Raw genomic sequence first — 13052 nt, 5'->3', positions numbered from 1 at the left:
TTGAGGTTCGGCCGTCGATGGTTCGGCGGGTGTGATGTCGATGGGTCGTTCGAGTAGTTTGCCTTTGTGGAAGACGGCCCCGGCACGGACGAGGGCAACCAGGTGTGGGGTGTTGACGGCCCGCCAGCGGGCTTGTGCCGCGTCGATCAGCTTGTAGGCCATGGCAATTCCGGCGGCACGCGAACCGGGACCCTTGGTGACCTTGGTCCGCAACCGCACGGTGGCAAAAGTACTTTCGATCGGGCTCATCCACAGGTTCTGATCATTGCTCGCTGCCGCGCCAGTTGGGTGCTTGGCCTTCGGAGTGCGTGGGGAGATCTTCAGTCCAAGCGAATCGGAAGCGCGGCGACGATGGCGTCGATGGGTGAGCGAACTGTTGTGACAAATCAGGTTTTTCGATTCGCCAGGTCGGCATGCCGGCCGGTCGTTGCGATGAAGTCGTCAAGGATGTCCACCACGGCTGTCGGGGCCTCGACATGCGGGAAGTGCCCGACACCGGCGAGCACCTCAAGTCGGCTACCCGGCACGGCGTCGTGAGCGGCGTAGCCGTGGGCGACAGGAATGATCCGGTCCTGCTCACCCCAAATCAGCAGGGTGGGTAATCCATAACTTAGATGTATCTTGCTGAGCGCACTGACCGCCTGGCCGCGGTAATCCACCACCGAGCGCAATGTACGCAGGAACGCCTGGCGTGTCTGGCGATCCGACAACGAGGAATAGGCGTTCCATATCTCGCCCGCGCGCGGCGACTGGATTCCGGCCGACGTGAGCCACGACCCCAGCTTGTTGCCGATGTTCAAAACCGGTTGCGGCGCGACCACCGGCAGCACCAGCTCGGTTCCGGGTGCCGAGAGGATCCGCAATATCCAGCTCAGGTCGGGGCCGAGGCCACCGCTGCTGATGAGAACCAATCGCTGGCAGTAGTCGCGATGTTGATAGGTGAACTGCATGGCCACACCGCCACCAAGTGATTGACCGACCACGGTCGCCCGGCTGATGCCTAGTTCATCGAGCAGATCACGCAGCGACGCCGCGAACGCACCCAGCGAATAGTCACCGCGCGGCTTGGCTGATTCACCGTGTCCCAACAGGTCCGGTGCCACCACCCGATACTTTTTCGACAACTCAGGGATGACCGCCCGCCAGGTCGCCGAAGTTCCCGCCATGCCATGAATCAACAGCAGCGCCTCGCCGGCACCTGCGTCCCGATAGGCAATACGCTCACCGTGCAGATCGAGATAGTTCATCTCGGTCACGTGAATTGGTCTCCATCCAACGGTGTTCCGGCATGCCGACCCGACTATTAATCGATTATAACGTAACCTACGGTCCCGTAGGTTACTGGCCAGTAGATCACGGTCGTCTGCGCTGGTCGCGACGCCATTGGCGGACCGCGGCGATCGCTGTCTTGAGGCCGCGGCGGCGCCCCGTCGCTAGGTCGGTCCCGGCGAAACCGGGCTCCAGTTCGGTGAACATCCGCTCGCTGCGGGTCTCCGGAGCGTCATCGGCGGTGGCGCGCAAGCAGCGGTCCGGCAGCGACAGTTTGGCGATGGTGCGCCACGTCTTGCCGTACTGCATCAGGAACGAACCCGTGGTGTACGGGAGGTCGTATTTGTCGCAGACCTGCTTGACCCGGACCGAGATCTCGTGCAGCCGGTTGCTGGGCAGATCGGGGTAGAGATGGTGCTCGATCTGGTGGCACAGGTTGCCGCTCATGAACCGCATCGCCGGCCCGGCCTCAAAGTTGGCGCTGCCCAGCATCTGTCGCAGATACCACTGACCCCGGGTTTCGCCGATCATGTCGGTCTTGGTGAATTTCTCTGCCCCGTCGGGGAAATGCCCACAGAAGATCACCGCGTTGGCCCAGATGTTGCGGATCACGTTGGCCACCACGTTGGCCTTCAGCGTCGATTTATAGGTCGCCGCCGGCGACAGCGAGGTAAGCGCCGGGAACGCGACGTAGTCCTTGACGAGCTGCCTTCCGGCCTTGGCCGAGAATTCGCGGATCTGCAGGAGGGTGGTTTCGCGGTCCGAGCCGCCCTTGAGGATTTTGCCGAATTCGATGGGCTGCAAGCCAATTCCCCACTCGAATCCGAGCGCGAGGATGGTGTTGAACAGCAGGTTGCCGATGTGGGCGGGCTCCCACGGCTGGTCACGGGTGACCCGCAGGGTGCTGTAGCCCACGTCGTCGTCCATGCCGAGGATGTTGGTGTACTTGTGGTGCTGAAAGTTGTGGGTGGATCGCCAGTGCTTGGACACGCCGCTCATGTCCCACTCCCACGTCGAGGAGTGGATCTCGGGATCGTTCATCCAGTCCCACTGGCCGTGCATGACGTTGTGGCCGATCTCCATGTTCTCGACGATCTTGGCCAGACCGAGCGTCACCGTTCCCGCCCACCATGCCGAGCGTCTTGAGCTCGCGGCCAGCATGAGCCGGCCAGCGACATCCAGAGCACGTTGCGCGGCGATGGTGCGGCGGATGTAGCGCGCGTCGCGCTCGCCACGGGAATCCTCGATGTCCAGCCGGATCGCGTCCAGCTCAACGGCCAAGTTGTCGATGTCGGCGTCGGTCAGGTGAGCAAAGGCCGGAACGTCTGTGATCGCCATCGTTATCCTCCTTTCTTTCGGGTTCATAACTCGGGCTGCCGGCGTTAATCGCCAACGAAAACCGCAACCCACCACACCCGGCTCGGTCAGCCACTGCTAGCCGAGCCGGGGAGTACATCGGGCCGGTCAGTAGTAGTGGCGGCGGCCGCCGACGGCGTGTCCCATCCGTCCCATCACCATCAGTAGCAGGCCGACGACGAGGAGGATGACCCCGATGACCAAGCAAATATGGGCGTAGGCGAAGGTAGGGATGAGGGCAGGGAGGAGGAGCCCGAGGACGATAAGGAGGATTCCGAGGCCGATCATGACATTTACCTAGTTTCTGTGTGGATGTTTGGAGGAGGATTGCCCGGGTCAGTGATTGAACGCGTCATTTAACTTGGCCCGCCGCCGGTTTGGCGTTGCCCTCGGCTGATCGTTGCGTCCTTCGGTGCACGGCCGGGTGTACCCGGCGTCATTGGCACGGTTGTTTTCTCGCTCGGTCGCCGGTCAGGTGGTCGACAAACCGACGTGCACGGGTTGGGTGAACGCGGAGTTGGTGGTCCGCCGAATTCCGGGCTAACGACGAATGAGCGAAATGCGCATGCTGTCTCGAATGCAACGGGTAGATGTCAAAATGTGCGGCGCGAGCAAATGCTCATCAAGTTCGGCGGCGTACAGCCAAAACTCTTTCCGGACTGGCTGAAGGGCTCAGCAACAACAACTTTACACCTGTCGGGTACCCCCGGCGAGATTCTGACCTGAGAGGTCACCCACACGGGTAGTGGTGGCTGGCCGCCGAGTCCGGTGTGGCCGTGGTGATTGTACGTGTGCAGCCAGGTGGTAAGGGCCTGGCAGCGTTCGGTGTCGCGGGAGACCCGGGCGCGGGCCCCGGTGGGGCTCAATGACTCGCGCGACTACCCGGATCTCCTCCGGCAGGCGGCGGAGATCGCGAACAAGGACACGGCTGTGCGGGTCTTCACACCCGAAAATCGGCTATCTGTCCCTGCTCCTGGCTGTGGGTACGCGCAACCAGTAGGTGAGGGGCCCGATGGTACGCGAGATGGTCATCGACACGCTGGCCGCTCCGGGCGGTAATGACCTGTCTTGGCCCGCAACAGATTAGCCTGGGTGCGAAATGTCGGTGAGTCGGTCGCGCACTATCACCCGACGTCTGACTTGTACCAATTCCCGATAGTTGGGGGATCCTCAGAATAGACAGTTAGATTCGTTACCCCCTCCTGAGCGCCTGGGCCCTCGCCCCTTGCCGCGAGTTGTGCGACTCCCAAGCCCCAGCCCCTAAAGCTGAAGCTCTGTCCGGTGGTGGCATCGGTGACCTCGAGCTCCGCTGGATCGAAGACGATCGCGCTGTTGTTCACGAGATCCAGTCGCCAGAGTGGTAGCTTCGCGATTGCCTCGAAGTGAGCACGAACCTCCTCGGTGGTTGCGAACTTGGGGCCGCTGGCGACGGTCTGGTCTAGCCGATGAACCGTAAACTGCTGCGTGGATTGGTCCTCGAGGCTGGTGGTCGCGGTGACCGCATACCCCAGTGGTTGCGATATCTCGTTGAGCCGATTGCACTCGCCGGCAACATCTGTCATGTGCTGCGCTTGTTCTTTGTCGATCATTCAGTCCCTCTCATCGGCATGTCACCGACCCGGACTCATTGTGAACTGCTGACCGCCATCGGCGCGAGTGGACCCAACCGCTCAGTGGCACGAGTCTGCTCGCCGCCCAGTTGCAGTTGACAAACCCCTAGCGCTTGCCACACCGGCGCGGATGCGTCAGCGAGGGGTTAGCGGTGGCACCTAATATTGTGGACGCCACGGTAACACTGGCCGGATCCCAGGTCTCGCCATATGCCACCACGCACCCCATCGAGGACTGGACCGAGATGTTCGCGCACTACTTGCAGACACCGCTGGTCGATTTCCCAGTGTGGTTTGGTTGACTTGGCCCCTAGCACAATTCAGTTCTTTCAGGCCGGAGGCGAAGGTGTTCGCATATGGCATGACCTGTTCGTCGAACAGATTACGCTGTCGGAGAAGGTCATCCGCACGATCGAGGACAGCGGGGGACAGCTGACCTCGTCCCGGACTGGCTGGCTTCTCAACATCGCTGACGCTATACGGCGCGGGCAGAGTGAGCCACCGCGCAGCGCGGTTTTTACGCGCTTGCACACTCAGCCCATGTTGGGCTCCTGATCGGCGCGCTCGGCGTCGGCCGGGTCCTCGGTTGTGAGCGTGTCGAGGATGAACTGCGCGGTGGTGTATCGATCGGTACCCGCGCCATCAGCTTGGGTGTCCAATTTCGAATGTGCTTGCCGCGGGGTGTAGCCGCGGCCGATGAGTACTCCGATGGCCTGGCTGATGACCGACGCCGCTCGCAGAGATGTCCCGGCGTCCGACCCGGCGGGGACGCTCCGGTGCTGATCGAGCGCGAAGTCGCTGGGCGGACGGCCGGTTAGCCACGCCAGGTCGGCGGTGAGGTCGACAAATGTTCCCGGCGTCTCCGCGTAAAGGATGAGGGCAACCGAAGGCGCCGCCCGGCCGTCACCGACACGGGCCAGCGGCGTGAGCCGAAGCGAGGTGCGAACATTGTCGGCCGTGCCGTCATCGAGGGTGGTGAACGTGAATGGCGGATCACTGCCGTCGAAGGTCACGCTCAGACCGAGATAGCTGGGCACCGCCGCTTGGGCGTCGACGCCCAATTGGTGCAGACTGTGCAGCACATCGGCGCCGGGCTCATCCAGGGCGGCGGTGAGGATGCCCAAATCGGCGGCCAGGGCCGCACTGATCTTCATGACGGGATTGCTCCGCTGGGCGCTCCCGAGCGCGGATCGAGCCTGCCGGTGCCGAACAGGCGAGCCGCCTGCAGGGTGGGGAACGCGCGACGCAAGCCGGGACCCGTCGCGTTGACTGTTTTCCCACCCTCCAACCTACGCGCGTTACACCGTGCAGCGGCAGTTCGGCCGCGGGCCGACCTGGTGGTTCGGGCTCAGATCGGGTTGCGTCGGGCGCGGGCGCGGCGCACGGCTTCATCGACGATGTGTTGGGCTACCTCAGCCAATTTGCGGTGTTCGGATTGGCTGATCGCCCGCAGCTGAGTAAACGCCTCCTCGGCGCTGCGCCCGCTGCGTCCCCGGATCAGGCCGATCGCCTGATCGATAACCGGGCGCGTCGACAGCGCCTTCTGCAACTGGGCAGTCAGCGCCATCGCGTGCGCGAGGACCTGGGCGTTATGCACCGCCACTGCCGCGGGTTTGGCGAACAGTTCCCCCAGTTCGGCGGCGTGCTCATCGAAGACGTCTTTGCCGTGGGCGTAGACATTGATCGCGCCGATCACCTGATCCGACAGCAGCAGCGGCAGCGACAGCGCACTGTGCACGCCCAAGCGGCCCACCCGGGGACCGAACCGCGGCCACATCTTCTCCCCACCCAACGACCCAGACCGCACCGTGCGCCGCTCCAGTGCCGCGGTGATGCAGGGCCCCTCCTTGAGGGTCGCGTACTGAATCTCGTCGATCTCGGCGACAAACGGGGCGCTGGCCGCCAACGCCTCCACCATGTTGTCCAGCTGGTCGACCTGCAACAAGGTAACCCCGGCACCGTCGGCGCCCGGTATCGCGTGCACCGCGAACGTCGACACCTCAGTCAACAACTCAGGCAACCCCAGACTGCCCGCCACCAAGCCCGCCAGGTCGTCGATCCCAGCCCGCAAGTAGGCGGCATCAGCGCTAGCCTGCTGCGCGCTCAGCGACCCCAACGGTAAGCCGTCGTCCCCGGTCAACTCCGTCATTACCTGCGCTCAATTGTCTTGGCGGAGCTGGGAATCGAACACCGAAGCCCAGCGCCATCGTGGCGCAAGCGTCACGAGATGGTTGTCAAATTGATAGTACGCCGGTCGCGGCGGAGCAGAAACACACTGTCGTGCCTGTGCTGAGAATTTCAGCTGGTCCGGGATGAGTTCAGCCGTCCGCCGCTTAACTCAAGGAGCATTGGCTCCGAACCCTCACAACCGGTGATCCAATGCACGTCAGGTCACCATGACCACTTCACTTGCTTTCTGTGCCAACAACGGCATTTCCCTGCTCGATGACCCGGTGAACGAGCAGACGGTGACCCAGGTGACCCATGTGTACCGCGGTCATCAACCCACCTACCTGCGGGCGCAACAGATTCCGGCGACGGTTGCCTCGCGGACTTCCTCATGCGCAACAACGGCCTCATCCCCGGCTGAGGGCGAAACCCTCGATTCCTCGATATCTACTAAGGACATGCGATGAAGGCCTTGATCGTCCTGGTTGTGGTGCTCGTTCTTGTCGGCCTGATCGTGTTGCCGCTGTCGATCAGAGTGGTGACGCAATACGAGAAGGGTGTGTTGTTTCGCCTCGGCAAGGTGGTCGGTGTCAAGGACCCCGGGCTGGCCGTGATCATCCCGGTCATCGATCGGCTGTTGAAGGTCTCGCTGCGGATTGTGACGATGCCGATCCAGTCCCAGGGCATCATCACCCGCGACAACGTCAGCGTAGATATTTCGGCGGTCGCCTACTTCCGGGTCGTCGACGCGGTGAAGTCGGTGATCGCCATCGAGAACGTCCACGCCGCGATCAACCAGATCGCGCAAACCACGCTGCGCAAGGTCGTCGGCCAGCACACCCTTGACCAGGCGCTGGCGGAGACCGACACCATCAACGCCGATATCCGAAAGATCCTCGACATCGCAACACTCGAATGGGGTGTCGAAGTGACACTGGTCGAGCTCAAAGACATCCAGTTGCCCGACAGCATGAAACGTGCGATGGCTCGGCAAGCCGAGGCCGAGCGCGAGAAGCGAGCCAAAATTATTGCGGCGGAGGGCGAATCAATGGCCGCGGCCGCGTTGGGTGAGGCGTCGGACACGATGATGGCGCACCCGTTGGCTTTGCAACTGCGCAACCTGCAAACGCTTGTCGAAATCGGGGTGGAGAAGAACACCACCATCGTGTTCCCGGCGCCGCTCATGAGTGCGATCGGTGAACTGGGCGCCTTCCTCTCCAGAGAAAGTGCGGCCGCCGCGTCCCCGACCCAACCGGTCACCACCGCTAATGGGGCCGACACGTCAACACGAATCGGGTAGATGCGAGTCGACCAAGGGAGCACCACAATGACGACCCGGACCCTCGAACCAGAACTGCTGCACAAGATGGACGCCTACTGGCGGGCGGCGAATTACCTGTCGGTCGGCCAGATCTATCTGTATGACAATCCATTGTTGAGACGTCCGCTGGCGCTCTCGGATGTGAAACCGCTGGTGGTCGGCCATTGGGGAACGACGCCGGGGCAGAACTTCATCTACGTGCACCTAAACCGGGTCATCACGAAGTACGACCTGGACATGTTCTACGTCGCCGGCCCCGGCCACGGCGGCCCGGCCCTGGTCGCCAACACCTACCTCGAGGGCTCGTATTCGGAGATTTATCCCGATGTCAGCCAGGACGAGCCCGGGTTGAAGAAGCTGTTCACCCAATTCTCTTTTCCCGGAGGCATTTCCAGCCATGTAGCACCGACGACTCCGGGATCGATCCACGAAGGCGGGGAACTGGGCTACTCGCTGAGTCACGCGTTCGGCGCTGTTTTCGACAACCCGGGCCTGGTTGTCGCGTGCGTGATCGGCGACGGCGAGGCCGAGACCGGGCCACTGGCGACGGCCTGGCATTCCACCAAGTTCCTCAACCCGATCGGCGACGGAGCGGTGCTGCCGATCCTGCATCTGAACGGCTACAAGATCAGCAACCCCACCGTGCTGGCCCGCATCGAACACGAGGAGCTGGACCAGTTCCTGCGCGGCTGCGGCTGGGAACCGCGCTACGTCGAGGGTGAGGACCCCGAAGACATGCACGAGCTGATGGCCACCGTCCTCGATGAGACGGTCGAGGCCATCCACGGGATCCAACGCAACGCTCGAACCGCCGGCGACACCACCCGCAAACGGTGGCCGATGATCGTGCTGCGCTCCCCCAAGGGCTGGACCGGACCCAAAGAAGTCGACGGCCAGCAGATCGAAGGCACCTTCCGGGCACACCAGGTGCCGCTGCTCGTCGATGAACACCATCCCGGGCACGTCGAGCAACTCGACGCCTGGATGCGCAGCTACAAACCCGAAGAGCTGTTCGACCAGACCGGGCGACTGCTGCCCGACCTGGCTGCGCTGGCCCCGGATGGGCAACAGCGGATGGGTGCCAACCCGCACACCAACGGCGGGGTGTTGCTGCGTGACCTACGGATGCCCGACTTCCGTGCCCACGCGGTCGCGGTGGCCGCGCCCGGCGCGGTTGAAGCTGAAGACACCCGCGTGCTGGGCACTTTTTTGCGCGACGTCATCGCGCTCAATGACGAGGCGCGCAACTTCCGGATCTTCGGCCCCGACGAAACCCTGTCGAACATGCTCGGCGCGGTCTTCGAGGTCACCGACCGCCAATGGGAGGCCCGCACCGTCGCCAACGACGAGTTCCTCGCGCCGCGGGGGCGTGTGCTGGATTCGATGCTCAGCGAGCACCAAAGCGAGGGGTGGCTGGAGGGTTATCTGCTGACCGGCCGGCACGGGCTGTTCAACTGCTACGAGGCGTTCATCCACATCATCGACTCGATGTTCAACCAGCACGCCAAATGGCTCAAGGTCACTGCGCAACTGCCGTGGCGCCGTGACATCGCGTCGCTGAACTATGTGCTGGCCTCTCATGTCTGGCAGCAAGACCACAACGGGTTCACTCATCAAGACCCCGGCTTCTTGGACCACGTCGTCAACAAGAAAGCTGACGTCGTGCGGGTCTACCTGCCGCCAGACGCCAACTGCCTGCTCTCGGTGGCCGACCATTGTCTGCGCAGCCGCCACTACGTCAACGTGATCGTCGCCGGCAAACGCGCGATGCCGCAGTGGCTGAGCATGGATGAGGCGGTGGTGCACTGCACCGAAGGCATCGGCATCTGGGAATGGGCCGGAAACGACCGCGGCGCCCAACCCGATGTGGTCCTGGCGTGCTGCGGAGACACCCCCACCCTCGAAGTGCTCGCCGCGGTGTTGATCCTGCGGGAACACCTGCCCGAGTTGAAGATTCGCGTGGTCAACGTGGTGGACCTGATGAAACTGCAGTCAGCCAGCGAGCACCCACATGGACTCAGCGATCGCGACTACGACACCCTGTTCACCACCGACAAACACATCATCTTCGCCTTCCATGGTTATCCCACCATGATCCACCGACTCACCTACCGCAGAACCAACGACAACCTGCACGTGCGTGGCTACAACGAAGAAGGCACCATCACCACGCCCTTCGACATGCGGGTACAAAACAAACTCGACCGTTTCCACCTGGTCAGCGACGTCATCGACCGCCTGCCCCAGCTCGGCGCGGAGGGCGACTACCTCAAACAGACCATGACCGACAAACTCGTCGAACACACCCGCTACATCAACACCCACGGCCAAGACCACCCCGAAATCCGCAACTGGAGATGGAACCCTCCGCAATGACGACATCTGAGGTGATCGGAATGACCATGTCTGCTGTTAAAGCGGCGAAGCCACGCGTGACGTCGGAACCGAGCTACTCTCCGGCGCTGATGCCCGCAACGGTATATCGGTCCATCGCCCAACAAGCGCTGAAGCTGACGGGCGCAGAAATCACACTGGTCGCTGTCGCAATCAACCACGACATACCCACGTCGGAGGTGGCCGATCTGATGATCGTGGAAACCGCCGGTGCTGCAATGACCTCGCCGGCGGCCCATGCCATCTCCCTCGCCGGTACCCTGATCGGGCAGGCCTTCGTGGAGCGGATCCCTCGACGACTGAAGAACTTCGACATCGCCATCGACGGCGTCCAACATGCCGGCCCAGCGCTGGTGCTTCCGCTGTGCACCACCGATAGCGTCGCCGGGGTGTTGGTCGCGGTGCGGCGCGACGGCGCACCGACGTTCGGCGACGAGCAACTCGACATGATGGCCGCGTTTACCGACCAGGCGGCGCTCGCCTGGCAGCTGGGGTCCACACAGCGCCGAATGCATGAACTCGACATTCTCGCTGACCGCGACAGGATCGCCCACGACCTGCACCACCACGTGATCCAGCAGATCCTCGCGGTCGAACTGGCTCTGCAGGGGACCATTCCGCGGGCGCGATCAACTGAGGTGCAGCAGAGACTGTCCGGCAGCATTGATGATCTTCAAGGCGTCATTCAGCAGATCCGAACCGCAATTTTCGACCTGCACGGCGCACCGCCGCACATCACCCGGCTGCGACAGCGGCTCGACAACGCAGTCGCGCAGTTCTGCGGATCCGAACTGGGCACCACGGTCCAATTCGTGGGCCCCTTGTCGGTCGTCGATGCCGCACTCGCCGATCACGCCGAAGCCGTTGTGCGCGAAGCGGTCAGCAACGTTGTCCGGCATGCGGGCGCGACCAAACTTGCGGTGACGGTCAAGGTCGAGGACGACGTGTGCATCGAGGTTATCGACAACGGTCGAGGCGTCGCCGGCGGCATCACCGGCAGGGGCTTGACCGGCTTGCATCACCGCGCGCAGCAGGCCGGCGGCGGGTTCAGCATCGCGGATGCTCCCGGCGGAGGCACCGTGCTGCGCTGGTCAGCACCGCTGCCCTGATCACCCGGCCCCTTCACTGATCGCAACCAATCGGGCCACCGCACGTTCAATACCATCAGCAAGCTCGTCGACATCGGGTACCGCGTCATAGTCGACGGTGATACCGAACACCAGATCGTCCCCGTAACTGAGCATCGCGATGCCGGTGCGGAGGTGAAGTGCGATCGGTGGGATAGGTAGCAGGCGCAGCACATCTCGGCCCATCATGCGTAATCGACGACGGGGGCCGGGCACGTTGGTTGCCAAGGCGACGATCCCGAGTTGGGGAAGCCGGGTTAGCAACCGAACCGCCCAGGCCGTCCAAGCGAAGGGGATGTAGTTGGCCGCCGAAAAGAACGCAGATCCGGCCTGTCGTTGCCCGCCGGACTTGACTCTTGTCAATCGGCTGTGCACCGCTTGCAGCCGTTCTACGGGATCCTCGAGCTCGATGGGAAGGTATGGCAGCATGAGAGAGACGCGATTATCGAGTTGGTTCGATGCGTCGGCCGACCGCACCGAGACCGGCACCAATGTGCGCAGCGAATTTTGTTGCGGCTGTTCGCCTCGGTGCATCAGCATTGCCCGGAAGCTATCGGTAATCGCAGCCAGTGCAACGTCATTGATGGTCACGTCAAACTTATGGCAAATCATGGCCAAATCGACAAGGAGGACTTGGGCTGCGCTGTAACGCCGCAGATTGCTGACCGGGCCGATCAGCGAGGAATCCGCCTGACTCAGGATGCCGGCGACGATTTGAACAGCGCCGGCCGCAATGCGAGCAGCGGCACCCGTGACGGCGTTAGAAAGGTGCCAGATGCCGCCAGCCCAGTCCAGCGGATTCAGGCTCGGCCCGGACGGACGAGGCGCGGGCGACTCGGCGGCGGCACGTATCCGGTTGGCGAACGTTTCTGCTTCCGCGCCGTCGCACAGCCCCGCGAGCAGGCGCGTCGCGGAGATTCCGTCGGCGATGCAGTGGTGCAGCTTAGTCAGGACCGCCCAGCGATTCTCGGCCAGTCCTTCGATAGTCCAGCTTTTCCACAACGGTCGATCTCGATCGAGGCGTCGTTCCATGATATCGGCGACGACCCGGAATAACGCTGCATCATCGCCGGGCTGCGGCAACGCAATTCGATGCACATGATGGGCGAGATCGAACTGGGGATCATCGACCCATTCCGGCGCCGCGAGGTCGAGCGGATACGTGTGCACCACCTGCGTGAACCGGGGAATCTCGGACACCCGCTCGGCGAGCACCGATACGAGCGAGGCATGGTCGGGGGCCGGCCCTTCCATGACGGCCAGGCCGCCGATCGCCAGACTCACGTGCCGGTCGGAATCTTCGGCCTCGAGGAAGCCGGCATCAAGAGTCGTCAAGTGCTCCACCAGCGGCCTCCAAAGTTGTTTTGGTTCAATCACTATCCGCCCCGTGTAGGTGCCCCGGCAGCATCTTGGAGCACCATGGGAGGCAAGCGGCTCACAGGGTCGACGCCACCAGGCCGGTCAGGTCGGCGAGGCGGTGGGAGTAACCCCACTCGTTGTCGTACCAGCCGACGATCTTCACCAGGTCACCGGTGACTTTGGTGAGCCCGGAGTCAAAGATGCACGACGACGGGTCGGTCACGATGTCGGAGGAGACGATGGGATCCTCGGTGTAGGTGAGGAAGCCCTTCAGCTCACCGTCGGCGGCGGCCGCGAACGCGGCGTTGACCGCCTCAGTGGTTGCCGGCTCGCGGACGATGACGGTGAGATCGGTGGCTGAACCGGTGGGCACCGGCACCCGCAGCGCGTACCCGTCGAGCCGGCCTTCGAGCTGGGGCAGCACCACGCTGATCGCGCGGGCGGCCC

10 protein-coding genes and 3 pseudogenes are annotated in these 13052 nt (G+C 63.1%); 4 read left to right on the top strand and 9 right to left on the bottom strand.

Going from position 1 to position 13052, the window contains the following annotated elements; genetic code table 11:
* The 5 genes and pseudogenes from ACLQI9_RS14210 to ACLQI9_RS14190 all read right to left on the bottom strand — a co-directional run.
* Positions 1-246: pseudogene (locus ACLQI9_RS14210) on the bottom strand (IS256 family transposase); the annotation flags it as partial.
* A 140-nt stretch (positions 247-386) separates the two neighbouring features.
* Complete coding sequence (locus ACLQI9_RS14205) at positions 387-1247, bottom strand: alpha/beta fold hydrolase (protein WP_442391800.1); 861 nt, start codon at positions 1245-1247, stop codon at positions 387-389.
* A gap of 106 nt (positions 1248-1353) precedes the next feature.
* A complete protein-coding gene (locus ACLQI9_RS14200) occupies positions 1354-2607 on the bottom strand; it encodes a fatty acid desaturase family protein (protein ID WP_442383162.1) in 1254 nt (417 codons plus the stop codon).
* A 126-nt stretch (positions 2608-2733) separates the two neighbouring features.
* Positions 2734-2913: a DUF6131 family protein gene (locus ACLQI9_RS14195; RefSeq protein ID WP_325682564.1), complete on the bottom strand. Its 180-nt coding sequence runs from the start codon at positions 2911-2913 to the stop codon at positions 2734-2736.
* Between the two features lie 836 nt (positions 2914-3749).
* Positions 3750-4214: a hypothetical protein gene (locus ACLQI9_RS14190; protein ID WP_442383160.1), complete on the bottom strand. Its 465-nt coding sequence runs from the start codon at positions 4212-4214 to the stop codon at positions 3750-3752.
* A gap of 173 nt (positions 4215-4387) precedes the next feature.
* Here ACLQI9_RS14190 and ACLQI9_RS14185 point away from each other — a divergent pair, with 173 nt between their 5' ends.
* Positions 4388-4537 carry a putative zinc-binding metallopeptidase gene (locus ACLQI9_RS14185; RefSeq protein WP_442383158.1) on the top strand — a complete coding sequence of 50 codons (150 nt, stop codon included), beginning with the start codon at positions 4388-4390 and terminating at the stop codon, positions 4535-4537.
* 231 nt (positions 4538-4768) lie between these two features.
* Here ACLQI9_RS14185 and ACLQI9_RS14180 read toward each other — a convergent pair whose 3' ends face one another.
* Positions 4769-5389 (bottom strand): hypothetical protein, encoded by a 621-nt coding sequence (locus ACLQI9_RS14180; protein WP_442391799.1) that lies wholly within the window; start codon positions 5387-5389, stop codon positions 4769-4771.
* A 194-nt stretch (positions 5390-5583) separates the two neighbouring features.
* The gene (locus tag ACLQI9_RS14175; RefSeq protein WP_442391798.1) at positions 5584-6384 is read right to left on the bottom strand and encodes a GAF and ANTAR domain-containing protein; all 801 of its coding nucleotides are present in this window, start codon (positions 6382-6384) and stop codon (positions 5584-5586) included.
* Between the two features lie 483 nt (positions 6385-6867).
* On the opposite strand from ACLQI9_RS14175, the gene ACLQI9_RS14170 reads away from it, so the two are divergent.
* The 3 genes and pseudogenes from ACLQI9_RS14170 to ACLQI9_RS14160 form a co-directional block, all read left to right on the top strand.
* Positions 6868-7704: an SPFH domain-containing protein gene (locus ACLQI9_RS14170; RefSeq protein WP_442391797.1), complete on the top strand. Its 837-nt coding sequence runs from the start codon at positions 6868-6870 to the stop codon at positions 7702-7704.
* A 27-nt stretch (positions 7705-7731) separates the two neighbouring features.
* The gene (locus ACLQI9_RS14165) at positions 7732-10101 is read left to right on the top strand and encodes a phosphoketolase family protein (RefSeq protein WP_442391796.1); all 2370 of its coding nucleotides are present in this window, start codon (positions 7732-7734) and stop codon (positions 10099-10101) included.
* Between the two features lie 46 nt (positions 10102-10147).
* Positions 10148-11228: pseudogene (locus ACLQI9_RS14160) on the top strand (GAF domain-containing sensor histidine kinase); the annotation flags it as partial.
* Here ACLQI9_RS14160 and ACLQI9_RS14155 read toward each other — a convergent pair.
* Together ACLQI9_RS14155 and ACLQI9_RS14150 are read right to left on the bottom strand one after the other, a co-directional pair.
* Entirely contained in the window at positions 11229-12590 is a 1362-nt protein-coding gene (locus ACLQI9_RS14155; RefSeq protein ID WP_442380842.1) for a WS/DGAT/MGAT family O-acyltransferase, read from the bottom strand. It abuts the pseudogene before it with no gap.
* Positions 12591-12681: 91 nt separating this feature from the next.
* Positions 12682-13052: pseudogene (locus tag ACLQI9_RS14150) on the bottom strand (type I glyceraldehyde-3-phosphate dehydrogenase); the annotation flags it as partial.

The sequence above is a fragment of the Mycobacterium sp. genome (genome assembly GCF_052143115.1).
GTDB lineage: Bacteria > Actinomycetota > Actinomycetes > Mycobacteriales > Mycobacteriaceae > Mycobacterium.
Note: the sequence above shows the minus strand (reverse complement) of the source record. Positions and strands in the feature narration are given on the sequence as shown.

Coding starts and splice junctions, on each gene's coding strand:
- ACLQI9_RS14205 (WP_442391800.1), bottom strand. CDS start 1,247: ATGAACTATCTCGATCTGCACGGTGAGCGTATTGCCTATCGGGACGCA.
- ACLQI9_RS14200 (WP_442383162.1), bottom strand. CDS start 2,607: ATGGCGATCACAGACGTTCCGGCCTTTGCTCACCTGACCGACGCCGAC.
- ACLQI9_RS14195 (WP_325682564.1), bottom strand. CDS start 2,913: ATGATCGGCCTCGGAATCCTCCTTATCGTCCTCGGGCTCCTCCTCCCT.
- ACLQI9_RS14190 (WP_442383160.1), bottom strand. CDS start 4,214: ATGATCGACAAAGAACAAGCGCAGCACATGACAGATGTTGCCGGCGAG.
- ACLQI9_RS14180 (WP_442391799.1), bottom strand. CDS start 5,389: ATGAAGATCAGTGCGGCCCTGGCCGCCGATTTGGGCATCCTCACCGCC.
- ACLQI9_RS14175 (WP_442391798.1), bottom strand. CDS start 6,384: ATGACGGAGTTGACCGGGGACGACGGCTTACCGTTGGGGTCGCTGAGC.
- ACLQI9_RS14170 (WP_442391797.1), top strand. CDS start 6,868: ATGAAGGCCTTGATCGTCCTGGTTGTGGTGCTCGTTCTTGTCGGCCTG.
- ACLQI9_RS14165 (WP_442391796.1), top strand. CDS start 7,732: ATGACGACCCGGACCCTCGAACCAGAACTGCTGCACAAGATGGACGCC.